Annotated in this window: 24 protein-coding genes; 20 read left to right on the forward strand and 4 right to left on the reverse strand. The window is 67.8% G+C overall.

The window, feature by feature from the left end; translation table 11 throughout:
• The 16 genes from sufC to QRO93_RS14820 form a co-directional block, all read left to right on the forward strand.
• Positions 1-711: Fe-S cluster assembly ATPase SufC (gene sufC / locus QRO93_RS14745; RefSeq protein ID WP_285304272.1), on the forward strand; the 711-nt coding region annotated here is incomplete at its 5' end.
• Positions 711-1,973, forward strand: coding sequence for a Fe-S cluster assembly protein SufD (gene sufD / locus QRO93_RS14750; protein WP_180880511.1), 1,263 nt, complete (start codon positions 711-713; stop codon positions 1,971-1,973). The genes sufC and sufD, both read left to right, overlap by 1 nt.
• The gene (locus tag QRO93_RS14755; RefSeq protein WP_164085621.1) at positions 1,970-3,226 is read left to right on the forward strand and encodes a cysteine desulfurase; all 1,257 of its coding nucleotides are present in this window, start codon (positions 1,970-1,972) and stop codon (positions 3,224-3,226) included. Before sufD ends, QRO93_RS14755 begins: the two co-directional genes overlap by 4 nt.
• A gap of 606 nt (positions 3,227-3,832) precedes the next feature.
• On the forward strand, positions 3,833-4,372 hold the full coding sequence (locus QRO93_RS14760) for a GNAT family N-acetyltransferase (protein ID WP_006423155.1): 540 nt from the start codon (positions 3,833-3,835) through the stop codon (positions 4,370-4,372).
• Positions 4,369-4,701 carry a non-heme iron oxygenase ferredoxin subunit gene (locus QRO93_RS14765; protein ID WP_008264727.1) on the forward strand — a complete coding sequence of 111 codons (333 nt, stop codon included), beginning with the start codon at positions 4,369-4,371 and terminating at the stop codon, positions 4,699-4,701. The genes QRO93_RS14760 and QRO93_RS14765 overlap by 4 nt, the downstream gene beginning before the upstream one ends.
• Before the next feature lie 171 nt (positions 4,702-4,872).
• On the forward strand, positions 4,873-5,274 hold the full coding sequence (locus QRO93_RS14770) for a hypothetical protein (protein ID WP_180880509.1): 402 nt from the start codon (positions 4,873-4,875) through the stop codon (positions 5,272-5,274).
• 156 nt (positions 5,275-5,430) lie between these two features.
• The gene (locus QRO93_RS14775; RefSeq protein WP_180880506.1) at positions 5,431-7,719 is read left to right on the forward strand and encodes a TonB-dependent siderophore receptor; all 2,289 of its coding nucleotides are present in this window, start codon (positions 5,431-5,433) and stop codon (positions 7,717-7,719) included.
• A gap of 68 nt (positions 7,720-7,787) precedes the next feature.
• Positions 7,788-8,507: a tetratricopeptide repeat protein gene (locus QRO93_RS14780; RefSeq protein WP_180880503.1), complete on the forward strand. Its 720-nt coding sequence runs from the start codon at positions 7,788-7,790 to the stop codon at positions 8,505-8,507.
• A gap of 10 nt (positions 8,508-8,517) precedes the next feature.
• Entirely contained in the window at positions 8,518-9,195 is a 678-nt protein-coding gene (locus QRO93_RS14785) for a Fe2+-dependent dioxygenase (protein WP_180880500.1), read from the forward strand.
• A gap of 165 nt (positions 9,196-9,360) precedes the next feature.
• Complete coding sequence (locus QRO93_RS14790) at positions 9,361-9,762, forward strand: hypothetical protein (protein ID WP_180880497.1); 402 nt, start codon at positions 9,361-9,363, stop codon at positions 9,760-9,762.
• A gap of 160 nt (positions 9,763-9,922) precedes the next feature.
• A complete protein-coding gene (locus QRO93_RS14795) occupies positions 9,923-12,343 on the forward strand; it encodes a TonB-dependent receptor domain-containing protein (protein WP_180880495.1) in 2,421 nt (806 codons plus the stop codon).
• Between the two features lie 161 nt (positions 12,344-12,504).
• Positions 12,505-13,143, forward strand: coding sequence for a PepSY-associated TM helix domain-containing protein (locus tag QRO93_RS14800; protein WP_049457002.1), 639 nt, complete (start codon positions 12,505-12,507; stop codon positions 13,141-13,143).
• Positions 13,144-13,170: 27 nt separating this feature from the next.
• Positions 13,171-13,689 carry a DUF2271 domain-containing protein gene (locus QRO93_RS14805; protein ID WP_006423068.1) on the forward strand — a complete coding sequence of 173 codons (519 nt, stop codon included), beginning with the start codon at positions 13,171-13,173 and terminating at the stop codon, positions 13,687-13,689.
• A 75-nt stretch (positions 13,690-13,764) separates the two neighbouring features.
• Positions 13,765-14,568 carry a DUF4198 domain-containing protein gene (locus QRO93_RS14810; protein ID WP_053449030.1) on the forward strand — a complete coding sequence of 268 codons (804 nt, stop codon included), beginning with the start codon at positions 13,765-13,767 and terminating at the stop codon, positions 14,566-14,568.
• A gap of 52 nt (positions 14,569-14,620) precedes the next feature.
• Positions 14,621-15,592, forward strand: a complete 972-nt coding sequence (locus QRO93_RS14815; protein WP_180880492.1) for an FAD:protein FMN transferase — start codon at positions 14,621-14,623, stop codon at positions 15,590-15,592.
• On the forward strand, positions 15,589-17,193 hold the full coding sequence (locus QRO93_RS14820; protein ID WP_180880490.1) for a sulfite reductase subunit alpha: 1,605 nt from the start codon (positions 15,589-15,591) through the stop codon (positions 17,191-17,193). Before QRO93_RS14815 ends, QRO93_RS14820 begins: the two co-directional genes overlap by 4 nt.
• Positions 17,194-17,303: 110 nt before the next feature.
• Here the strand turns inward: QRO93_RS14820 and QRO93_RS14825 are convergent, their stop codons facing one another.
• The 4 genes from QRO93_RS14825 to QRO93_RS14840 form a co-directional block, all read right to left on the reverse strand.
• A complete protein-coding gene (locus QRO93_RS14825) occupies positions 17,304-17,912 on the reverse strand; it encodes a HutD family protein (RefSeq protein ID WP_164242391.1) in 609 nt (202 codons plus the stop codon).
• A gap of 34 nt (positions 17,913-17,946) precedes the next feature.
• Positions 17,947-18,672: a murein L,D-transpeptidase catalytic domain family protein gene (locus QRO93_RS14830; protein ID WP_049457007.1), complete on the reverse strand. Its 726-nt coding sequence runs from the start codon at positions 18,670-18,672 to the stop codon at positions 17,947-17,949.
• 17 nt (positions 18,673-18,689) lie between these two features.
• On the reverse strand, positions 18,690-19,775 hold the full coding sequence (locus QRO93_RS14835; protein WP_180880488.1) for a L,D-transpeptidase: 1,086 nt from the start codon (positions 19,773-19,775) through the stop codon (positions 18,690-18,692).
• 351 nt (positions 19,776-20,126) lie between these two features.
• Positions 20,127-20,453 (reverse strand): helix-hairpin-helix domain-containing protein, encoded by a 327-nt coding sequence (locus QRO93_RS14840; RefSeq protein ID WP_230078884.1) that lies wholly within the window; start codon positions 20,451-20,453, stop codon positions 20,127-20,129.
• Between the two features lie 199 nt (positions 20,454-20,652).
• On the opposite strand from QRO93_RS14840, the gene QRO93_RS14845 reads away from it, so the two are divergent.
• The 4 genes from QRO93_RS14845 to murU all read left to right on the forward strand — a co-directional run bounded on the left by QRO93_RS14845 (position 20,653) and on the right by murU (position 24,281).
• Positions 20,653-22,146 carry a M20 family metallopeptidase gene (locus tag QRO93_RS14845; protein WP_180880523.1) on the forward strand — a complete coding sequence of 498 codons (1,494 nt, stop codon included), beginning with the start codon at positions 20,653-20,655 and terminating at the stop codon, positions 22,144-22,146.
• Positions 22,147-22,214: 68 nt separating this feature from the next.
• Complete coding sequence (locus QRO93_RS14850) at positions 22,215-22,484, forward strand: GlsB/YeaQ/YmgE family stress response membrane protein (protein WP_164085610.1); 270 nt, start codon at positions 22,215-22,217, stop codon at positions 22,482-22,484.
• Positions 22,485-22,548: 64 nt separating this feature from the next.
• Positions 22,549-23,574 (forward strand): aminoglycoside phosphotransferase family protein, encoded by a 1,026-nt coding sequence (locus QRO93_RS14855; RefSeq protein ID WP_180880485.1) that lies wholly within the window; start codon positions 22,549-22,551, stop codon positions 23,572-23,574.
• The gene (murU, locus tag QRO93_RS14860) at positions 23,571-24,281 is read left to right on the forward strand and encodes an N-acetylmuramate alpha-1-phosphate uridylyltransferase MurU (protein WP_180880483.1); all 711 of its coding nucleotides are present in this window, start codon (positions 23,571-23,573) and stop codon (positions 24,279-24,281) included. The genes QRO93_RS14855 and murU overlap by 4 nt, the downstream gene beginning before the upstream one ends.
• The last annotated feature ends 68 nt before the right edge of the window (positions 24,282-24,349 follow it).

Raw genomic sequence — 24,349 nt, forward strand, 5'->3', positions numbered from 1 at the left:
GGCCTCTCGCTGGAAGTGAAGCCCGGCCAGGTGCACGCCATCATGGGCCCCAATGGCGCCGGCAAGTCCACCCTGGGCAATGTCCTGGCCGGCCGCGACGGCTATGAAGTGACCGAAGGCAGCGTGCAGTTTGAAGGCACCGACCTGCTGGATCAGGATCCGGAAGCGCGCGCCGCTGCCGGCCTGTTCCTGGCGTTCCAGTACCCGGTGGAAATCCCGGGCGTAAACAACACCTACTTCCTGCGCGCCGCGCTGAACGCCCAGCGCAAGGCGCGCGGCGAAGAGGAACTCGATTCGATGCAGTTCCTCAAGCTGGTGCGGCAGAAGCTGGCCGTGCTGCACCTGAAGGACGAACTGCTGCACCGTGGCGTCAACGAAGGCTTCTCCGGTGGCGAGAAGAAGCGCAACGAGATCTTCCAGCTGGCCGTGCTGGAGCCGAAGCTGGCGATCCTGGACGAAACCGATTCGGGCCTGGACATCGACGCGCTGAAGAGCGTGGCCGACGGCGTCAACGCGCTGCGCGCCGCCGATCGCTCGTTCCTGGTCATCACCCACTACCAGCGCCTGCTGGACTACATCAAGCCGGACGTGGTGCACGTGCTGGCCGATGGCCGCATCGTCAAGAGCGGCGGCCCGGAACTGGCCCTGGAACTGGAAGCGCACGGCTACGATTTCCTCAAGGATCGCGTGGTGCGCGAGGCGGCGGTCTGATGAGCGCGCTGCTCGACTCGATGGCCCAGGCCTTCTGCGGCAGCGATGCGCGCCGCGAAGTGCTGGATGCGGCCCTGCGCGACGGCCTGCCCGCCGCCCGCAACGAAGCCTGGAAGTACACCTCGCTGCGCCAGCTGGAACGCCGTGCGTTCGCTGCGGCGCCGCTGCAGGGCCCAGCGCTGGACGCCACGCTGCTGGAGGACATCCCGGCGCCGCGGCTGGTGTTCGTCAACGGTCGCCTCGATGCCGCGCTGAGCGACGTGCAGGCGCTGCCGGCCGGCGTGCAGCTGCAGCCGCTGTCGGCCGCGCTGGCCGACGGTGAGGACGCGGTGCGTTTCCTCGGCCGCCGCTACGAGCGCAGCGAGGAAATCTTCGCCCGCCTCAACGCCGCCCTGGCCGATGAAGGCGTGGTGCTGCGCGTGGACGAAGGCGTGCAGGTGGACGTACCGCTGCAGCTGGTGTTCGCCAGCGTGGCCGGCGATACCGACCTGGCCTGGCACCACCGCCACCTGATCGAACTGCGCACCGGCGCCAGCCTGGGCGTGGTCGAGCATCGCTTCAGCGTGGGTGATTCGGCCCACCTGGACAACACCGTGCTGCACGCCCACGTCGCCCGCGATGCCGTGCTCAAGCACGCCCGCGTGCAGGCCGGCAGCGCGCGCCAGACCAGCTTCCTGCGCACCGACGCGGTGCTGGCCCGCGACGCGCAGTACCACCGCGTCGATCTGGAACTGGGTGCCGCGCTCAGCCGCCATGAACTGAACGTGCGCCTGGAAGGCGACAACGCCCAGCTGACCGCCAACGGCGTGCTGCTCGGCAACGGCCGCCGCCACGTCGAAACCCGCCTGGGCATCGACCACATCGCGCGCGATACCGCCTGCGAACTGCTGTGGCGCGGCGTTGCGGCCAACCGCAGCCGCGTGGTGTTCCACGGTGGCATCCAGATCCGCGAAGGCGCCGACGGCACCGACGCGAACCTGTCCAACAAGAACCTGCTGCTGTCGGCCGACGCCGAGATCGACACCCAGCCGACGCTGGTGATCGACGCCGATGAAGTCAAGGCCGCGCATGGCGCGACCGTCGGCCAGCTCGATGCCAACGCGCTGTTCTACCTGCGCTCGCGCGGCCTGCCGCAGGCCCAGGCGCAGGCGCTGCTGAGTGCCGCGTTCTGCCATGAACCGCTGAAGATCCTGCCGGAAGCACTTCGCGAGCAGCTGGCACGCCGCCTGGACAAGGCGCTGGTCGAGGCGGGCGTGGCATGAACCTGTCCACGCCGCGCCCGATCGAAGAACGCACCGGCGCCCCCGACTGGGACCGCGTCCGCCTCGACTTCCCGCTGCTGATGCGCGAAGTGCATGGCAAGCCGCTGGTCTATTTCGACAACGCCAACACCGGCCAGAAGCCGGTGCAGGTGATCGGCGCGGTGGACGAATTCTACCGCCGCTACAACGCCAACGTCAGTCGCGCGGTGCATGCACTGGGCAGTGAAGCCACCGACGCCTACGAAGGTGCGCGCAACAAGCTGGCGCGCTTCCTCAACGTGCGCCCCAGCGACCTGGTACTGTGCAGCGGCACCACCTTCGCCATCAACCTGGTGGCCTACTCGTGGGCGCTGCCGCGGCTGAAGGCCGGTGACGTGATCCTGGTGTCGCGCATGGAGCACCACGCCAACATCGTGCCGTGGCAGCTGGTCGCCCAGCGTACCGGCGCGACCATCCGCGTGGCCGAGATCACCCCCGACGGCGCGCTCGACCTGGATGCGCTGCGCGCAGCGATGACCCCCGAGGTCAAGCTGCTGGCGGTCACCCACGTCTCCAACGTGCTGGGTACGGTCAATCCTGTGCGCGAGATCTGTCGCGAAGCGCGCAAGCGCGGCATCGTCACCGTGGTCGATGGCTCGCAGGCCGTGCCGCACCGCAAGGTGGACGTGGCCGCGATCGGTTGTGACTTCTACGCCATCACCGGCCACAAGATGTGTGGCCCGACCGGCACCGGCGCACTGTGGGCGCGCCGCGAGCACCTGGACGCGATGCCGCCGTTCCTCGGTGGCGGCGAAATGATCAAGGAAGTCAGCTTCGACGGCACCGTGTTCAACGATGCCCCGCACAAGTTCGAAGCCGGCACCCCGAACATCGCCGGCTTCATCGGCCTGGGCGTGGCTGCCGACTACCTGCAGCAGCTGGGCCAGGAGAACGTGGAAGCACGCGAAGCCGAACTGCTGGCGCACTTCACCGAAGAGCTGCGCCGCGTCGACGGCCTGCGCATCATCGGCGAAGCGCCGGAGAAGGCCGCGGTGGTTTCGTTCCTGATCGATGGCGCGCATGCCCACGATCTGGCCACCCTGCTGGATCTGGAAGGCGTAGCCGTGCGCTCTGGCCAGCACTGCGCGCATCCGCTGCTGCAGTACTTTGGCGTAGCCGCTACCTGCCGTGCCTCGCTGGCGTTCTACAACACGCACGCCGAGATCGAGCGGTTCATGACTGCGCTGACCAAAGTGCGGAAGTTGCTGGGGTGAGATTCCCAGGCAAGCCGGAAGCCGAGAGCGCCGCGGGAAACCGCGGCGTTTTTCATGGCGGCGCCAATGGCAGGATCGAAGACACGCAGAGCTCCGCAGGCCATTGCCCAAGATGCCCCTTGCCGAAAGGGAAATCGGGCCGGCCCGCCGCTACGATTCCGGTGACTTCAACCGCCTGCGCCGGCGGAAGCACCAGGATGGGAATTCCATTCACCCACACGCCCTCAGCCGCCCATGGGTCCTGTACCGGCGGCCCGGGATGCAGCGCAGACATTTCAAGACCATCAACGTAGACACCCGCACGCGTACCAATCTCCCGTGATAGCGCATTGGATCGGTCCGCAGCGCCTCCAGCGTGACCGGCAACGCACGGGACGGACTGAAATCCGGGCAGCCCAGGCCGTTGGGCGCAATGCCGCCGCCGTCCACATGCGCCGGCAGACGTACCAGAGCAATCATCATCCCCACGGTCAACGCCAGCGCGATTCCCCTCGACACGTCCACGCCACGGCCCCGTATGACAATTGATGAAGCGCGAGCAGACCGTTGCCGGAACTGCCGGGGCGCCCCGTTTGCACCCGCCCCCACCCCACCTAGAATGTGCCCATGACCACCCTGACCTACCGGGCCGCCACGCCGGCCGACATCCCCGCCCTGATCGCCCTCGTCACTTCGGCCTACCGGGGTGATGCCAGCCGTGCCGGCTGGACCACCGAAGCCGACCTGCTGGACGGCGCCCGCATCGACGCCGAAGGCATCCAGGCCGACCTCGACCGCCCCCGCTCGACCATCCTGCTGGCCGAACGCGAGGGCCGGCTGGTGGCCTGCGCCCACGTCGCCGATGTCGACGGCAAGGGCTACTTCGGCATGTTCTCGGTCGACCCGGCCCAGCAGGGCGGCGGCGTCGGCAAGCAGCTGATGGATGCGGCCGAAGCGCACGCCGCGCGCGAATGGAACGTGCCGGTGATGCAGATGACGGTGATCGACGTTCGCGACGAGCTGATCGCCTTCTACGAGCGTCGTGGCTACCAGCGCACCGGCATCAAGAAGCCGTTCCCGTATGGCGACGAACGCTTCGGCATCCCCAAGCGCGACGACCTGCGCTTCGAGATCCTGGAGAAGCCGCTGGCCGGAGCCACCGCGTGAGCGAGGCCTGGACCTTCGTCTGTGCCGGCGCCGAACTGCTGCCGGGTGAAATGAAGAGCGTGTTCGACGAAGTGACCGGCACCCCGATCGTGGTGTTCAACCTCGACGGCGACCTGTATGCATTGGAAGACCAATGCACGCATGAAGAGTTCGAGCTGTCCTCGGGCGAGTTCAACACCACCGAGGGCAGCGTGGAGTGCGTGCTGCACGGCGCGCGCTTTGACGTGCGTGATGGCCGCGCCCTGTGCGCCCCGGCCTACACCCCGGTACCCAAGTTCCCGGTGAAGCGCGAACACGACGCCATCTGGACCCGCGACGACCGCGACTGAGGCGCCCCACCCCGGGGCAGCCAACCCACGGGGTGGAGCTGCCGGAAGCGGCTGAGCGCCCGTTCAGGGCCTCGTAGGGCCATCCTGGCAGCCCGCCTCATCGCGCACATGCGAATCATTATCGTTGATGTTATTCTACGTAACATCTTCGTAACGACTCCACCCCGCGCCATGGCTTCGCCCGCGCCCGCCGCCACGCTGTGCCAGCTCGCCCGCCAAGGGTGGCCGCTGCTCGTGGCCGCGCTGCTGACGCTGGTGCTGGGTTGGTCGGCCTTGCACGAAGGGCGCGATGGACCGGCCACCTACGGTTGGCAGGCGCACGCTGAAGAACTGCACCAGGCCATGCCGATGCCGGCGCCGCCGGCCGACGAATGCCCGCAGCACGCGGTACCGGCACCGGAGCCGCCGCTTGATGGCGAGGGTGGCACGCCCTGCGCCGGCTTGGCACCCGCGCGCGCCGCGCTGGTCGCCCACATCCCGCTGTGGCGTTCCGACGCCCTGCGCTGGCAGCTGCACGATCCGGCACTGCGCTTGAACCCCGGCCACGCTCCGCCCGTACCGCACGCCAGCTGAGGCGCCCTGCGGCCGTTGCCGTGCGCCTGATGTCGTCCACCGCGTAGCCGAGCTTCGGCTCGGCTCTACAGAAGCAACCTCCTGCCTGTCGCCGCGCACCCAGCTGCGCCGGCTCGCCCTCGCCCTTTCCCGATCCCAGCCACTACCACCCAAGCCATGACCCACATCAAGACCCGCAAGTACGCCCCGCGCGTTTCCCTGCTCGCCTCGGCCACCCTGGCCGCCGGCTTCGCGCCGCTGGCCGCGCAGGCCGCCGACAGCGCCGCCTCCGGCAACAACAAGGCCACCGACCTGGACAAGGTGCAGGTGCGCGGCAGCTGGTTCAATCCGTCCTCGCCGAAGTTCACCGCCGAGCTGCTGGACACCCCGAAGTCGGTGTCGATCGTGTCGCAGAAGCTGATTGCCGAGACCGGTGCGACCAACCTGCAGGACGCGCTGCGCATGGTGCCGGGCATCACCTTCGGTGCCGGCGAAGGCGGCAACCCGACCGGTGACCGCCCCTTCATCCGCGGCTTCGATTCGCAGAGCAACATCTTCGTCGACGGCCTGCGCGACGTCGGTTCGCAGACCCGCGAAATCTTCGACCTGGAGCAGGTGGAAGTGGTCAAGGGCCCGAGCTCGGCCTATGGCGGCCGTGATTCCGGTGGTGGCAGCCTGAACCTGGTGAGCAAGACGCCGAAGCTGAAGAACGAGACCAGCGCCAGCATGGGCATCGGTACCGACAGCTATGCGCGCGGCACCGTGGACGCCAACTACGTGCTGGGTGACGGCATCGCCGCCCGCCTGAACCTGATGAAGCACGAGTCGGACATCGCCGGCCGTGACGCCGCCAACGTCAGCCGCTGGGGCATCGCGCCGTCGATCGCGTTCGGCCTGAACGGCCCGGCGCAGCTGATCGCCAGCCACTACCACATGCAGAGCGATGACCTGCCGGACGCGGGTGGCTTCCCGTATGGCAATCCGAACGGTGCACCGGCCTCGAAGTGGGTCGACGGCCGCCCGATGGTGCCGGACCGCAACAACTACTACGGCCTGGTCGACCGTGACTTCCAGCGCACCCGCGCCGACATCAGCACCCTGGATGCCAGCTACGACTTCGGCGGCCACAAGCTGCGCAACATCGCGCGCCTGGGCAACACCAGCAATGATTACCTGTGGACCCAGCCGGACGACAGCCAGGGCAACCCGAACAACTACGGCACCTTGTGGCGCCGTACCAACACCCGCGCCGTCGACGTCAAGAGCTTCGCCGACCAGCTGGGCCTGACCGGCGCCTTCCAGACCGGCGCGCTCAAGCACAGCTACAGCGCTGGCGTGGAATACAGCGACGAGAAGATGACCCGCGGCAGCTACCTGATTGCCCCGGGCACCAGCAACCCGCTGACCGGCAACAGCAAGTGCCCGACCACGGGCGCGGCCACCGGCTACAACTGCACCGACTTCGCCAACCCGAACCCGCGTGATCCGTGGGCGGCCACCCATTCGGTGTACCGCAGCGACAAGGCCCTGGACGTCGAGCAGCGCACCAAGACCAAGTCCGCTTATCTGTTCGACACCATCGAGCTCAACGCACAGTGGAGCTTCAACGTCGGCCTGCGCTACGACGACTACAGCACCACCCTGACCACTCCGGTGGCCGGTGCAGCACCGACCCGCGTGCGCAATGACAACGACTTCCTGAACTACCAGGCTGGCGTGGTGTTCAAGCCGGCGGCCAACGGCAGCATCTACCTGTCCTACGGCACCTCCTCCACCCCGCCGGGCATGGACGGTGGCGACGGTTCGGACGGCCTGAATGCCGGCGTCGCCGACCTCAAGCCGCAGGACACCAAGAACCTCGAACTGGGTACCAAGTGGGACCTGCTCGACAACCGCCTGAACCTGACTGCCGCGATTTTCCACACCGTGATGAACAACGCACGCGTGACCGTCGACAACGGCACCAGCCAGAACGCGGGCAAGAAGGAAATCAACGGCTTCGAGCTGGGCTTCAATGGCCAGCTGACCGATGCCTGGAGCCTGTACGGCGGCTACACCTACCTGGATTCGGAACTGAAGGACAACGGCTTCGTCTGCGCCGTGTCGGGCCGCACCTGCCCGTCCAACATCTACGTGCCGTCGCCGAACAACGGCAACGTGTTCCCGAACACCGCCAAGCACAGCGCCAACCTGTGGACCACCTACCGCTTCCCGATCGGCCTGACCGTCGGCGCCGGTGCGTTCTACTCGGACAAGCAGTACGGTGACGTTGCCAACACCAAGTGGATCCCGAGCTACACCCGCTTCGACGCGATGGCCAGCTACGCGATCCAGGACAACATCAGCCTGCAGCTGAACGTGCAGAACCTGACCGACAAGACCTACTTCACCAAGGCCTATGCCTCGCACTACGCGAGCATCGCCCCGGGTCGCTCGGCCACCCTGGCGCTGAACGTGAAGTTCTGATGTAACTTCGCTCCACCACGGCGGCAGGCTCTCCTGCCGCCGTTTTTGTTTCCGGCGATACTCACCCCATGGCTACCCGCACCCCCATCGACAGCGACGCCCTGGCCGAACTGCTGCAGCACGATCCGCAAGCAGCATTCGCGCGCCTGCGCGACGCCGCGCAGGCCGGACAAGTCGACGCACAGCTGCTGCTCGCGCAGATGCACATGGAAGGCAAAGGCACCGCGCAGGACCCCTCGGCCGCCCTGCTTTGGTACGAAACCGCCGCCAACAACGGCGTGCCGATGGCGATGAACATGCTCGGCCGCTGCCATGAGCTGGGCCAGGGCACGGCGGCCGATCCCACGCTGGCAGCAGTGTGGTACCGGCGTGCGGCCGACACCGGCCTGGACTGGGGCCTGTACAACCTGGCCAACCTGCTGGCCACCGGCCGCGGCGTTGCACAGGACCGCGCGCAGGCGCTGGCGCTGTACACCCGCGCCGCGCACCTGGGCCACGCCAAGTCGATGAACCTGCTGGCCCGCCACCTCGAAGATGGCCTGGAGATCGAGCGCGATCCGCAGGCCGCGCTGGGCTGGTACCGGCGTGCGGCCGAGACCGGCGATTTCCGCGGCCAGGCCAACTACGCCTCGATCCTGCTGCAGGCTGGCCAGATCGATCAGGCCGTGCACTGGTTGAAGCAGGCGCTGGCCCTCGGCAGCCCGGCGTTCATGGCGCACATCGTGCCGGAGTTGGCCGCATCCCCGCATCCGCAGGTGCGCGCCCTGGTCGCACCGCCGTCCCCCTGAGGAGTTCCGCATGCTGCTGCACATTCCCGACATCCTCAGCGCCGAGCAGGTGGCCGACGTCCGCCGCCGCCTCGATGCCGCCGACTGGACCGACGGCCGCGAGACCGTTGGCCATCTGGGCGCACAGGCCAAGCACAACCAGCAACTGCCGGAAGCCTCGCCGCTGCGCCGCGAACTGGGCGAAATCATCCTGGTCGCGCTGGCCCGGCACCCGCTGTTCTTCAGTGCGGCGCTGCCGTTGAAGTACCTGCCGCCACGCTTCAACCGCTACAGCGGTGGTGGCACCTATGGCTTCCACGTCGATGGCGCGGTGATGAACCTGGCCAACGGCGAGCAGCTGCGTTCGGACATCTCCTGCACCTTGTTCCTGTCCGCGCCCGAAGAGTACGAGGGCGGCGAGCTGATCATCAGCGATACCTACGGCGAGCACGAGGTGAAGCTGCCGGCCGGCGACCTGATCGTGTACCCGTCCAGCAGCCTGCACAAGGTCAATCCGGTCACCCGCGGCGCACGCGTGGCCTCGTTCTTCTGGGTGCAGAGCATGGTCCGCGACGACGTGCAGCGCCGCCTGCTGTGGGAAATGGACAGCTCGATCGAACGCCTGCGGCAGACCGGCGGCGACGCCGAGGCGGTGCTGCAGCTGACCGGCGTGTACCACAACCTGCTGCGGCGCTGGAGCGAAGTCTGAGCCGGACACGGCCGGGCCTGCGACATCTTGGCAATCATTCTCATTTGCAACCGCTAACCGCTCTCATTACAATCTCGCCCCGTTGATGCCGGCCCCTGCCGGCAGACGTCCGGGGATTCCTGCTTGCTGCGCCCGCTTCGCCCTCGCCCACTCATCCATCGCCAGATGGGCACCGCCATGCGCGGCCAGCGTCCTGCGCTGGCCAGCCTGTTGGCGTGGGTGGCGATGCTGGCGTTGCTGCTGGGCACGCTGCCGCTGCTGCCGCATGCGACGGCGCCGATGACCGTGCAGGTGCCGCTGGAAGAGCGCGGCGGCGAAGGCCCGCTGCAGGAAGAAGCACCGGCCAAGCTGCGCCGCTGTGCCGCTGCCCCGGTGAAAGCGGCCGAGAAGTCACCGCCGCCGTTGCTGCTGGCCAGCCAGTGGCTGCGCACTGAACTCGAACTCGTTCCCGCTGCGCCGGCCATGCCCGGCGTGCGCCCGGACTGGCCACTGGCCGCTCCGGATACGCCCTGGGCCGATGCGCCCGGGCGCCGCCAGCAACGCGGCCAGGCGCCGCCGCTCGCCTGATCCACGGCCCGGGGTGACCGCGTGCGCGGTCGCCTGCGCGCGCCGCTGCCTGCTTCATTCCCGTCTGCTCCATCCCTGCTGCCCCTGACCGGGCCTTCCGTGCCTGCCGCGCCCTGAGCGCGTGGCAGTGCACCACCCTGCATCCTTCGAGGTAACTGCCATGGCCCAGCGCCATCGTGTCCGTTCGTCCCTGTCCCGCCCCCTGCTGACCAGCGCCGTGCTGGTGGCTCTGTCCGCCCCTGCCTTCGCCCACGGTGACGCCTCCGGCGCCCCGCAGACGCTGGACAAGGTGGTGGTCACCGCGTCCGGCTTCGAACAGAAAGTGATCGATGCACCGGCCAGCATCAGCGTGGTCAGCCGCGAGGAGCTGAGCAAGCGCCCCTACACCAACCTGGTCGACGCGCTGCGCGACGTCGAGGGCATCGACGTCGGCCTGGAAGCGACCGACAAGAACGGCCGCGCCACCATCTCGATGCGCGGCCTGCCCTCCGAGTACACCCTGGTGCTGATCGATGGCCGCCGCCAGAGCAACGTCGGCCAGCTGTACCCGAACAACTTCGGCGGCGGCCAGTTCGCCTACCTGCCGCCGCTGGATGCCATCGAGCGTATCGAAGTGGTACGCGGCCCGATGTCCACCCTGTACGGCTCGGATGCGATGGGCGGCGTCATCAACATCATCACTCGCCGCAACCAGGACAGCTGGCACGGCGCCATCACCCAGGGCTTCACCGTGCAGCAGGACGACCAGTTCGGCGATGCACGCACCACCGACGTTTACCTCAGCGGCCCGCTGATCAAGGATCGCCTCAGCCTGGCGGTACGCGGCAGCTACTACGACGCCAAAGCCTCCAATCCGGAGTGGAACGCACTGACCCTGCCCGACGGCAGCCTGTGGGAGCGCAGCATCGGCTTCGGCGGCGGTGGCAAGTCGGTGGCCAACACCAACTGGAACACCGGCGTGCGCCTGGATTTCCGCGTCAACGATGACCACGAACTGTGGCTGGACTACGACGTCTCGCGGCAGAAGTACGACAACAGCGAAGGCCAGACCGGCACGCTGGACAGCCTGGCCAGCCTGTGGCGCGTCGGCAACGCGGTCATTCCCAACCCGAACGGCAGCGGCACGATCACCCGCCGCGTGGTACAGCCGCGCGTGGGCTACACCGCCTACCAGCGCTACGAGCGCGACCAGCTGTCGCTGACCCACCAGGGCCGTTACAGCTACGGCACCTGGCAGACCTCGCTGACCCACAGCAAGAGCAGCAACCTGGGCCGCTCGCTGCCGCTGACCCTGGACGAACGCGCCAACCTGCAGACGCTGTGGAATGACGTCTGCCGCCGCACTGGCGCCGCCAACAACTGCGCGGCCGGGCGTGGCAATGCACTGGCCGCCCTCAACCCGAGCGAAATGACACGCCTGCAGGCGTTCCTGCCGCGTCCGCTGCGCACGATGGAACTGGAAGGCTACGTGCTCGACACCATGCTCGACCTCGACTTCGGCGCGCACAAGCTGACCGTCGGCGGCCAGTACAACGACACCGACATGATCGACGGCGTGTTCGGCATGGACGGTGCCGGCTACCGTAGCAACACGAAGCAGAAGCACCGCATGTGGGCGCTGTTCGCCGAGGACAACTGGGCGCTGACCGACACCCTCACCGCCACCTTCGGCCTGCGCTACGACGACCACAACGTGTTCGGCAGCCATGTCAGCCCGCGCGGTTACCTGGTATGGAATGCCAGCGATGCCTGGACCTTCAAGGGTGGCGTCAGCACCGGCTACAAGACCCCGCGTCCGGACCAGCTGTTCCCGGGCATCACCGGGTTTGGTGGACAGGGCGTGCTGCCGCTGGTGGGCTCGCCCAACCTGAAGCCGGAAACCAGCACCAACTACGAGCTGGCCGCGTACTACGAAGGCCAGCGCTGGGGCTTCAACGTCACCGGCTTCATCAACAAGTTCGAAGACAAGATCGCCAGCGGCGGCACCTTCCCGAACTGCGAAGTCGCACCGGCCGGCAGCGGCTACTGCGTGGACATCGGCCCGGGCTGGGCGTCACTGGGCTACAGCGCGTTCACCCAGAGCGTGAACATCGACAAGGCCGAAACCCGCGGCGCGGAACTGGCCGGCCACATCGACCTGCTCGACACCCTGCAGCTGCGCGGCAACTACACCTGGACCAGGAGCGAGCAGACCAGCGGCCCGCAGAAGGGGCTGCCGATCACCGGCACCACCCCGGCAAAGCACATGGCCAACGCCAGCCTCAACTGGCAGATCAACGAGGCCATCAGCCTGTCGTTGATCGGCGAGGGCCGCTACGACCGCTACCGCGACACCCTGCTCGACGCCAATGGCGTCAGCCAAACCCGTTACTACGAGGACTACACCATCTTCCACCTCGGTGGCAGCTGGCAGGCCACGCCATGGCTGACGGTGAACGCACGCGTCAACAACCTGTTCGACAAGGACTTCGTCTCGCAGTCGTGCCTGCTGCTCAATCCGAGCGAGTTCAGCTGCGTGGACGACTACGCGACCAAGGACCAGCGCCGCAGCTACTGGATCTCGCTCAACGCGAAGTTCTGACCGCCGCGCACCGGTAGTGCCGGCCGCTGGCCGGCATCGCCTTGGCCCGGTGGGTGCCGACCCTGGTCGGCACCGCTCCCAGGGATACAGAACGACACGCAATTGCGAGCTATTCTCATCAATGATGTAATGAGCAGTCCCCATCCGCCCCGAACCGTGCCGTGAGCCGTCCTGCTTCTTCCACCGTGCAGCAGCAACAGAGCCGTGGCTTCTGGCTGCGCACGCTGCACCAGTGGCACTGGATCAGCTCGGCGGTCTGCCTGATCGGCATGCTGCTGTTCGCGGTGACCGGCCTGACCCTCAACCATGCGGCGAAGATCGAGGCCAAGCCCCAGGTGCAGAACCAGCACCTGGAACTGCCGGCCGAGCTGCTGGGCCAGCTGGGCACGCGCGAGGACGGCAACGCGCCGATCCCGCGCCCGGCCCGGCAATGGCTGGACACCCAGCTGGGCATCGCCATTGGCGGACGCCCGGCCGAGTGGTCGGCCGAGGAGATCTACCTGTCACTGCCGCGCCCCGGTGGTGACGCCTGGCTGAGCATCGATCGCGAAACCGGCGCGGTGGAGTACGAATCAACCTCGCGCGGCGTGGTGTCCTACCTCAATGACCTGCACAAGGGCCGCAATGCCGGCCCGGCATGGGGCTGGTTCCTGGACCTGTTCGCCGTGGCCTGCCTGGTGTTCTGCATCACCGGCCTGTTCCTGCTGCACCTGCATGCGCGGCAGCGGCGCATGACCTGGCCGCTGGTCGGCCTGGGCCTGATGATCCCGCTGCTGATCGCCCTGCTGCTGATCCACTGACTCTTCCCTCGTTCCCGGAGCCGCTCCATGCGCGTCACCCTGACCATCGCCCTCAGCGGACTGCTGGCTACCTCGCCGGCCTACGCCGCCACCCTCGACATCAACGTCGAAGTGCCCAAGCTCAACGTGGCCGAGTACCACCGCCCGTATGTGGCGGTGTGGCTGGAAGGCGCCGACCAGAAGGTCGCGGCCAACCTGTCGGTCTGGTACCAGCAGACCAGCAACAGCGAAGGCCATGGCACCAAGTGGCTGCCCGACCTGCGCCAGTGGTGGCGCAAGAGCGGCCGCACCCTGCAGGTGCCGGTGGACGGTGTGACCGGCCCGACCCGCCCGGCCGGCAAGCACGCGTTGTCGTTCACCGACAAGCAGCCGGCGCTGAAGCAGCTGGCACCGGGCAACTACACCCTGGTGGTCGAAGCGGTGCGTGAAGTCGGCGGTCGTGAACTGCTGAAGATCCCCTTCACCTGGCCGGCCACCGCCGCGCAGAACGGCAAGGCGCAGGGCGCCACCGAACTGGGCCAGGTCACCCTCGCCGTCAAACCCTGAAAAAGGGACGGAGGGGATTAAGTCGTAATCCCCTCGCCCTTGTCGCACCACCCCGCATCCACTGGAGTCTTCCGCATGAAGCGCACGCTCGTCCTCGCCGCCGCCCTGGCCGCTGCCCTTCCCTTCTCCGCCCTGGCCCACAAGGCCTGGCTGCTGCCCTCGCAGACCGTGATCGCCGGCAATGCGCCGTGGATCACCGTCGACGGTGCGGTCTCCAACGACCTGTTCTACTTCAACCACGTGCCGCTGCGCCTGGAATCGCTGGTGATCACCGCCCCGGATGGCAGCACCGTGCAGCCGCAGAACGCGTCCACCGGCAAGTACCGCAGCGTGTTCGACCTCGAACTGAAGCAGCCGGGCACCTATCGCATCGCCTCGGTCAATGACGGCCTGTTCGCCACCTACGAGCAGAACGGCGAGCGCAAGCGCTGGCGCGGCAGCGTCGCCACCTTCGGCGAACTGCCGAAGGACGCAAAGAAGCTGGAAGTGAGCCAGTCGATCGGCCGCGTGGAAACCTTCGTCACCAACGGTGCGCCGAATGACACCGCACTGAAGCCAACCAACCGCGGCATCGAGCTGGTTGCCGTCGGCCACCCGAACGACCTGTTCGCCGGTGAGGAAGCCACCTTCCGCGTGCTGGTCGATGGCAAGCCGACCGCTGGCCTGGAGTTCGAGATCGTGCGTGGCGCCACCCGCTACCGCAATGCGCAGGACGAGCTGAAGCTGACCAGCGACGCCCAGGGTGAGATCAAGGTGACCTGGCCGGAAGCCGGCATGTACTGGCTGGAAACCGCCACCGAAGACAAGAAGACCTCGGTGAAGCAGGCCGCCAAGCGCCGCCTGAGCTACGTCGCCACGCTGGAAGTGCTGCCGCAGTAATGATGCGGATCGCGATGCCGGGCCAGCCCCGGCATCGCGCCTGCGCACCACCATGACCGATACCCCGCTCGATATCGCCCGCCTCGGTGGCACCACCATGGGCACCACCTGGAGTGTGTCGCTGGTCGCGTCGCGCCAGCGCGACCTGCACCCGCTGCATGCTGGCATCCAGGCGCGGCTGGACGAGGTGGTCGCGCAGATGAGCACCTGGGAATCCGGCTCGGACCTCAGCCGCTACAACCGCGCCGAGGCCGGCCAGTGGTGCACGCTGCCGGGCGAGACGCGCCAGGTGCTGGCCTGCGCACAGGCCATCGCGGCGGCCAGTGACGGCGCCTTCGACCCCACCCTTGGCCCGTTGGTTGCACTGTGGGGTTTCGGTGCGCATGCCGGTGAACGCCGACAACCCGATGCCGCCACCCTGCAGGCCACGCGCGACCGCTGTGGTTGGCAGCGCCTGCAGTGGCAGGACGATGCGCTGCTGCAGCCGGGCGGGCTGGAACTGGATCTCTCTGCGATCGCCAAGGGCTTCGGCGTCGATCACGTCGCCGCCTGGCTGCGTGCACAAGGCATCGCGGCGGCGCTGATCGAAGTCGGCGGCGAGCTGGCGGGTTACGGCCGCAAGCCCGACGGCCAGCCATGGCGCGTGCTGGTGGAATCGGCGCCGGAAGAAGACGCGCACACAGGGACCCCGCCGCGGGTACTCGCGTTGGACGGGCTTGCGGTGGCCACTTCAGGTGATCGCTGGCACCAGTACCAGGCCGATGGCCAGGCTTACAGCCACAGTCTGGACCCGCGTACCGGCATGCCGGTGCGCCAGGTTGCAGCGGCGGTGACCGTGGTTGCCGACGACGCGATGCATGCCGATGCCTGGGCCACCGCGCTGACCGTGCTCGGCCGCGAGCACGGCATGGCACTGGCCGAACGCGAGGGATTGGCCGCACGCTACCTGCAACGCACAACAGAAGGCCCCCGCGAATTCCTCAGCAGCGCCTTCCAGCGCCTGATCGACGAGCAGGATGCATGAGCGCACGTCCGTCGCGCGCGTGGCTCGGCAACGCTCTGGTCCTGCTTCTGCTGGCGCTGATCGGGTGGGCGCTGCTGCGCCTGCACCTGGGCGAGGCCTGGTGGCAAGGCGCGCCGCCGGCACGGCAATCGCAGGTCGCGCTGATCGCTACGGCGCTGTATGCGCTGGCCTGTGCCGCGTTGTGGTGGCGTGGCCGCCCGCGTGACGACGCCCCATCGGGCGATACCGCGCCGATCCTGCTGGTCTGGGCCAGCCAGACCGGTTTCGCCCGCGAACTGGCCGAACGCAGTGCCGAGGCCCTGCGTAGTGCCGGCGTGCCGGTGCGTGTGCGCGGACTGCATGAGGTGGACGCAGCACTGCTGACGGCCAGCCAGCGCGCGTTGTTCATCGCCAGCACCACCGGTGAGGGCGACCCGCCCGACCATGCGTTGCCGTTCCTGCGCGGGGCAATGACCACGCCACCGCCGATGCAGCACCTGCACTACGGCGTGCTCGCGCTGGGCGATCGCAGCTATGGCCACTTCTGTGGATTCGGCCACCAACTGGACCAGTGGCTGCGCCAGCACGGTGCGCATCCGCTGTTCGATGCGATCGAAGTCGACAACGCCGATCCGGCCGCGCTGCGCCATTGGCAGCAGCTGCTGGGGCAGCTCGGTGGCGGCGCCAGTGAACTGCCCGACTGGAGCCCGGCCGAGTATCAGCCGTGGACGCTGCTGCAGCGCGAGCACCTGAACCCGGGCAGCCCCGGTGGTCCGGTGTACTGGCTGCGCCTGCAGCCACCCGCTGGCGCCGCTGTGCAGTGGCAGGCCGGCGACATCGCCGAGATCGGTCCGCAGCACGCTCGCCACAGCGCGCGCGCGTGGCTGGATGCACAAGGCTTCAATGCGGACACCGTGCTGGACGACGGCCAGGCATTGCTTGCCCGCGTCGAACGCTCGCACCTGCCGTCACTGGTCCCTGCCGGGGATCTGCCTGCGTTGCTGGCGACCCTGCAGCCGCTGCCACATCGCGAGTACTCGATCGCCTCGGTCATGGCCGACGGCGCCGTGGAGCTGTTGCTGCGTCGCCAGCTGCGCGCCGATGGCACACCCGGCATCGGCAGTGGCTGGCTGTGCGACCACGCGGCCATCGGCGAACCGGTGCAGCTGCGTCTGCGCCGCAACGACAATTTCCATGGCGTCGCCGCAGATGTGCCGCTGCTGCTGATCGGCAACGGCACCGGCATCGCCGGCCTGCGCGCACATCTGCACGAACGCGCGCGCAGCGGTGCACATCGCACCTGGCTGCTGTTCGGCGAGCGCAGCGCCGCGCACGACTTCCACTTCAGGGAAGAGCTGCGGGCGATGCAGGCCGACGGCACCCTGGCGCGGCTGGATACGGTGTTCAGCCGTGACGGCGGCACGCACCGTTATGTACAGGACCGGTTGCAGGCTGAAGCGGCAACACTTCGCCAGTGGATCGATGACGGCGCGACAATCCTGGTCTGCGGCAGCCTGCAGGGCATGGCCCCAGCCGTGGATGCGGTGATCGAGCAGGTGCTGGGTGTTGCCGGCAAGGAAGCGTTGCTGCTGGCCGGCCGTTACCGGCGCGATGTGTATTGAGGCCGCCGCATCCTGGTGGGTGCGAACCGCCTTCTGGTGGGTGCGAACCTTGGTTCGCACGGTGACGCGGTATCGGCGGCCGCGTCCATGCACGGCGCAGCTCTACAAGATCATGCCCCCGCCGCGCTGATCCGTATCGCCAGCAGTTCGCCACCGCCCTGCAACGCATGTCGCTGCCGCTCACCGGCTGACAACCACGCCGTATCTCCGGCCTGCAACGGCGGCAAGCCACTGTCAGCACCAAATTCGGCCTGACCGGCCAGCAGGTGCAGCGCCCAGGCCACGCCCGGTTCGCAGAAGAAGAACATCGACCCCACAAGCGGCCGGTGCAACAGCTCGGCCTGCAGCAGATCGCGCTTCCACATCAGGTTGAAGTCATGGGTGGTGCCATCGACCAGTTCGCCATGCAGCGCTTCCTCACCAGCAAACCGCACGCGACCGTGCGGTGGCAGCACTTCGGCCACGCGGCCATCCTCGAAGCGAAGACGCACACCATTGCCCTGCAGCAACACCAGCTCGCGCTCCACACCGGGGAAGGCAGAGAACGCCGCATCCTGTTCGATCTCGGCCACCGACAGGCGCAACGCCCAGTCATCGCCTTGTGCCGGCAGGCGCAGGATCTCGCGGGTCCAGCCAAGTCCATTCCGCCAGCGTTCGCGGCGATAGTCCAGGCTGGAAATCACCTGGCTCGGAGTGTGCAGCAGGGAGTCGATGTTCATCGGCGCATTGCATCACGCCGCGCGCCGTCGTGCATCACCGCGTGGCGAGCGTGCCCTGGCCACCACACTCGCCACCCAGCAGCTGCGAATGCTTCAGCCAGTCCTGGTCGGGGTAGTAGGCGAACACCATCGTGCCGCCACGCAACGCATCGATCAGCGGCCTGGCCACCGACAGGCGCACCGCCGGGCAGCCGAGGCTGCGGCCAAGCCGCCCCTGCAGCTGCGCGGTGGCCGGGTTCACGTAGGGCGCACCGTGGATGACGATCGCGCGTTCGCGCGCACGGTCGTTGAAGCCCGGTTCCAACCCGGCCAGGCGCAGCGAATAGCCGTTGCCGCCCATGTAGGTCTCCTGCGCGGTGAACGCGCCGAGGCTGGACATGAAACTGCCGTCGCGATTGGAGAAATGCTCGGTGCGGTTGTCGCCGCTGTTGCGTCCGTGCGCCACCCATTCCTCGAACAGCAGGCGCTGGTGGGCCAGGTCGAACACCCACAGCCGCGGCTCGGTGGACGGCCGCGAGTAGTCGATCACGCTGAGGCGATCACCATTGATGCCCAGCTCGGGCCGCTGCAACGCACAGCGCATGGCGTGCGCCGCCAGCTGCAACACGTGGCGGTCGGCCTTGGGCGCACTGCGCGACAGCAAGGCGGCCAGATCATCGGCACTGGTGGCAAGGGCGGGCGTCTGTGCCAGCGCCGGGGCGCTGGCGGAGGTCGCCAGCAGGCCGAACGCGGCCAGCCGGCACAGGCGGGATGCAGTCATGGGCACAACGGGGAGGCTCAATTACCCTTCAGGGTGGACCCTGGCGGCTCGGATTCCAAGACCGGCTGCATTCCGGATTCAGCCGGGCTTGGGCGGACCGCCGGCAGCGAGGTAACCAGCAGGGTCGTGCCCGGCACCAGCACCTGGTACAGCTGGCGGGCGAAATCGGCCGGCAGCGCCATCGGCAGCGAGGGCGTGGCCAGCAGGTCCGGGGTGGCCTGGGCACGGTCCTGGCCCAGCAGCGGGTAGGCCGTCCACTGGTGCAGGCGCTGGTTCACATCCAGCGGGCTGGGGGTATCGCTGTAGCCCTGCCCCATCACGAACAGGGTGGTGCCCTGGAACGCCGGCAGCGCGTCGGCCTTCAGCGGCGACTCGCCGATCATCACGCCGTCGCGCAATACGTACAGGCGCTGGTCGTGCAGGCTGACCAGGATGCCAACCTGCCCGGCCGGGGCCGCGCTGTCGTTCCACCAGGCCTGTGCGGCACTGCCGCCCTCGGTTTCCGGCAGCGCCTGCCCGCGCGCATTCACCGGTGCCAGCACCGAGGGATAGGCCAGGGTCATCGGCGAGCTCTTGGCATCGGCCACCACCACGGTATCGCCGCGCTGGGTTTCGCTGAACAGCTTCTGCGCGAAGGCCTGCGGCAGGCGCACGCAGCCGTGCGAAGCCGGGTGGCCAGGCAGGCTGCCGCCATGCAGGGCGATGCCATCCCAGGTCAACCGCTGCATGTAGGGCATCGGCGCGCTGTTGTAGAGGTTGGACCTGTGGTCCTTGTCCTTCTGCAGGATGGTGAACACACCGGTCGGTGTCTCGTGCCCGGCCTTTCCCGAGCTGATCGTGGTCAGGCCGATGGCGATGCCGTTGCGGTACACGTAGGCCCGCTGCTCATCCAGGCTGACCACCAGCACGATCGGGCCGGTCGGCGAGATTTCCGGATGCCACAGGAACTCGCCCGGCTTGAGGTCGGTCGGCCCGCGCACGTCCGTGGTGCTGGCCGCAGCAGCGGTCGTTTTGGCAGCCGTCGTCGGCGCAGCGGCGTGGGCCAGCAGCGGCAGGGCCAGCGCAAAGGCGAGCATCAGGGTCGTGGGGCGGCGCGGAAGCATCCAGCGGTGTCCTTTCCATGCAAAGCGGCCACCGTACACCATCGGCCCGTGGTGGCCGCGGCAAAACCAGGCGCCGGAAATGAAACTGCCCGGCGACACAGCCATGTGTCGTACCGGGCAATCGTTACGTCCTTGTCGGCCTGCTGCCGCCCCCTCGCATCCTGCGCTGTGGGGGTAGCGTTGCGTCCTGCACGCGGCCGCGTCTGTCCTGCTTGTATCTCAGCCCCTTCCACAGGTCTGTGATGCCACCATCCTGGTGATTGGTGCCGCGTCCTGCGGCGGTCGGTGGTCACGGCCATCCTGTCCGTGTCCGGTGAACCAGCCTCCTGCCGGTTCCGACGATTCCTGCTGTCAGCGCCTGGGTACGGTCCGCACCGGTACCGATCCGGGTACCGGATCCGCTGGCAACAGCCTGTTGCCCACGGTGATCCGCTGTCGATTCCGTTCGACGATTGCTTTCCCTATCCCCTTCACCTGCGTCAGGTCCTCGACGCGGTGAAACGGGCCGTGTCTGCGCCGGTGCTCGACGATCGCCTCGGCCTTGGTGGCTCCGACCATCGTCAATCCCTGCTGCAGCGCCTGTGCATCGGCGCGGTTGATATCGATCAGTTCGGCGGCATGTGCCCCCGCGATCCCCATCATCAGCACCAGTGCCCTCAACACGACAAACCAAGGCACGACGTGTATCTCCTTGTGGTTCTGGCTGCCCCGACCGGCATTCCCGTCGGTCGAAACAGTGTCCGTCACCACATGTGCACAGCCTATCGGTTTCCCGCATTTCCGTAAGCCAGCCAAATACCCGACGTGATGTAGGAAAAACCCTACCCCCAGCACAGGCGTAGAATGCGTGGATCAGCCCATGCAACCGGAGTTTCAGATGGACAGCGCCAAGCTCGGCCAATTCGTCAATGACAAGTGGGACAGCGAGATCGTCCCGCAATTGGTCGACTACATCCGCATTCCCAACAAGTCGCCGATGTTCGACGCCAATTGGGTGCAGAACGGCTACATGGAACAGGCGGTCACCCTGATGGAGAACTGGGCCAAGGCGCAGCAGCTGCCCGGCCTGAAGGTTGAAGTGGTTCGCCTGGAAGGCCGTACCCCGCTGATCTTCCTGGAAATTCCGGCCACCGGCGCCGAAACCGGCGACGACACCATTCTGCTCTACGGCCATCTGGACAAGCAGCCGGAAATGACCGGCTGGGACGACGACCTCGGCCCGTGGACCCCGGTCCTGCGCGGCGACAAGCTGTACGGCCGTGGCGGCGCCGACGACGGCTATGCCATCTTCGGCTCGCTGGCCGCGGTGCTGGCGCTGCAGGCCCAGGGCCTGCCGCACGCCCGCTGCGTGGTGCTTATTGAAGCCTGTGAAGAGTCCGGCAGCTACGACCTGCCGGCCTACGTCGACCACCTGGCCGACCGCATCGGCAAGCCGTCGCTGGTGGTCTGCCTGGATTCGGGCTGCGCCAACTATGACCAGCTGTGGTGCACCACCTCGCTGCGCGGCCTGACCGGCGGCAACTTCACCGTGAAGGTGCTCAACGAAGGCGTGCATTCCGGCGATGCCTCCGGCGTGATCCCGTCCAGCTTCCGCCTGCTGCGCCAGTTGCTGTCGCGCATCGAGGACCAGGACACCGGCCGCATCCTGATCGACGGCATGAACGTGGAGATCCCGGCCGAGCGCCAGGCCCAGGCCAAGCGCGCCGCCGAAGTGGTCGATACCGAGATCTTCGAGAAGTTCCCGATGGTCGACGGCCTGCGCCCGATGAACGAGGACCTGACCGAGCTGGTGCTCAACCGCACCTGGCGCCCGGCCCTGTCGGTCACCGGCGTGGGCGGCATGCCGGCGCTGGAGTCGGCCGGCAACGTGCTGCGCCCGCAGACCTCGGTGAAGCTGTCGCTGCGCCTGCCGCCGACCGCCGACGGCAAGACCTGCGGCGAACTGCTGAAGGAATCACTGCTGCGCGATCCGCCGAACGGCGCCCAGGTCACCCTGGACCTGGAAAAGGCCTCCACCGGCTGGAACGCCCCGGCCATGGCGCCGTGGCTGACCCAGGCCATCGACGACGCCAGCCAGGCCTTCTTCGGCAAGCCGGCCATGTACATGGGCGAAGGCGGCTCGATCCCGTTCATGGGCATGCTGGGCGAGAAGTTCCCGGGCGCCCAGTTCATGATCACCGGCGTGCTCGGCCCGCACTCCAACGCGCATGGCCCGAACGAGTTCCTGCACATCCCGATGGGCAAGAAGGTCACCGCCTGCGTGTCCAAGGTGATCAGCGAGCACTACGCCGCCAGCCTGCGTGGCGAGACCAGTGGTTCGCCGGTGGCCGCCGACAGCGGCACCCGCCACGGCGACCACGGCTGCTGCTGATCCAGCGCCCGTGACGGACGCAGCCTGGCCTTGCTAGGCTGCGTCCACCCCTAGCGGAACGCATGCACATGAATGGTCTGTTCGGCAGCAGCAGCTGGCTCTACATCATCCTGGTCGGCTTCCTGGTCGGCCTGCTTGGGCGCTTCTTCATGCCCGGCAACAACCGCATGGGCTGCCTGCTGACCATCGTGCTGGGCATTCTCGGCGCCCTGCTGGCCGGCTGGTTCGGCCAGTACATGGGCTGGTACGCCCCCGGTGAACCGGCCGGTTTCCTCGGTGCCGTGCTCGGCGCGATCGTCGTGCTGGCGATCCTGCGCCTGTTCAGCGGTCGTCGCTGACGCTGATTCCCCCTTCCCTTCTGTTCCCGACGTTGGCGCGCCCGGCGCGCCCGGATATGCCTGCATGACCGAACCCGCCTCCGATCCCCAGCGCAGCGCGCAGCGCCTGCAGTGGGCCCGTATCCAGCTGGATGATGCCAACGCCGTGGTCGAACGCGCCTCGGTCGATGCCGGCATGCGCAGCTATTGGCGCACCACCAGCGCGCGCGGCAGCCACATCGTGATGGACGCACCGCCGGGGCTGGAAGATCCGCGGCCATGGCTGCGCATGCGCGGCCTGCTGCACGAGCACGGCCTGCGCGTGCCTGCACTGCTGGCGCAGGACCTGGACGCCGGTTTCCTGCTGCTGGAAGACCTTGGCGGCCCGACCCTGGCGAAGATCCTCGACGAGCGCAATGCCGATGAGTGGTTCGGCCGCTCCATCGAACAGCTGCTGCGCCTGCAGGCGATCCCGGTGCCGGCCGACTTCGGCCGGTTCGGCGAAGCGCTGCTGCAGCGCGATGCCGGCCTGTTCGACGAATGGTTCCTGCAGCGCCACCTGCACCTGGAGCTGGACTGCGGTGAGATCGAAGGCCTGCAGCTGGTGCACCGCCGGCTGATGGACAACGCGCTCGGCCAGGCCCAGCTGATGACTCACCGTGACTACATGCCACGCAACCTGATGCCGGTCGACAACGGCCCGGCCGTGCTGGATTTCCAGGACCTGGTGCGCGGCCCGATCGCCTACGACACGGTGAGCCTGTTCAAGGATGCGTTCCTGAGCTGGCCGCTGCAGCGCGTGGATGAATGGCTGGCGCAGTACCACGCGCGCGCACGCGCTGCCGGCCTGCCGGTGCCCGACCGCGCCACCTTCCTGCGCGATGCCGACTGGATGGGCATCCAGCGCCACGTGAAGATCCTCGGCCTGTTCTGCCGCCTGCGCTATCGCGACAACAAGGGCCACTACCTGGACGACGCGCCGCGCTTCATCGGCTATCTGGATGAAGTGCTGCCACGCTACCGCGAGCTGGCGCCGTTGCAGCAGCTGCTGGAAGACCGCATCAAGCCGGCGCTGGCCGAGCTGGCCGCACCGATGCGCGTGGCCCGATGAAGGCGCTGATCTTTGCCGCTGGCCTTGGCGAGCGCATGCGTCCGCTGACCCTGCATACGCCCAAGCCACTGCTGGACGTGGCCGGCAAGCCGCTGATCGTCTGGCATCTTGAGCGCCTGGCCGCACTCGGGGTGCGCGAGGTGGTGGTCAACACTTCATGGCTGGCCGAGCAGTTTCCGGCAGCGCTGGGTGATGGCAGCCAGTGGGGCCTGCGACTGCATTTCATGTACGAAGGACAGACCCCGCTGGAAACCGGCGGCGGCATCCTCAACGCACTGCCGGTATTGGGTGATGCGCCGTTCCTGGTGGTGAACGGCGATATCTGGACCGATTTCGATTTCGCCACGCTGCCCCGCGAGCCGCAGGGCCAGGCGCATCTGGTGCTGGTCGACAATCCTGTGCAGCACCCGCACGGTGACTACCGGCTCGACGCGCAGGGCGTGCTGCATCACGACCGCGAAGGCCCGTGCCTGACCTATGCCGGTATCGGTGTATACCGCCCTTCGATCGTGGCCGATTGGCGCGCGGTGATCGGGGATGCCCCGGGCAGCGAGCGGCTGCCGCCGAAGTTCTCGGTGGTGCCGCTGCAGAAGCATTTCATGGCGCAGGGGTTGATGACCGGGCAGCACCATCGTGGGCGCTGGACCGATGTCGGGACGGTGGATCGGCTGCGCGCGCTGGATGTTGAGTTGGCAGCGAACGGCTGAGCCCCTCGTGGCTGGTCGCGTAGAGCGGATCGCGTACTTGGCCGGGCGGGTGGGCCATGCAGGGGACG

The organism is Stenotrophomonas maltophilia group sp. Smal17, from assembly GCF_030237045.1.
Taxonomy (GTDB): Bacteria; Pseudomonadota; Gammaproteobacteria; order Xanthomonadales; family Xanthomonadaceae; genus Stenotrophomonas; species Stenotrophomonas forensis.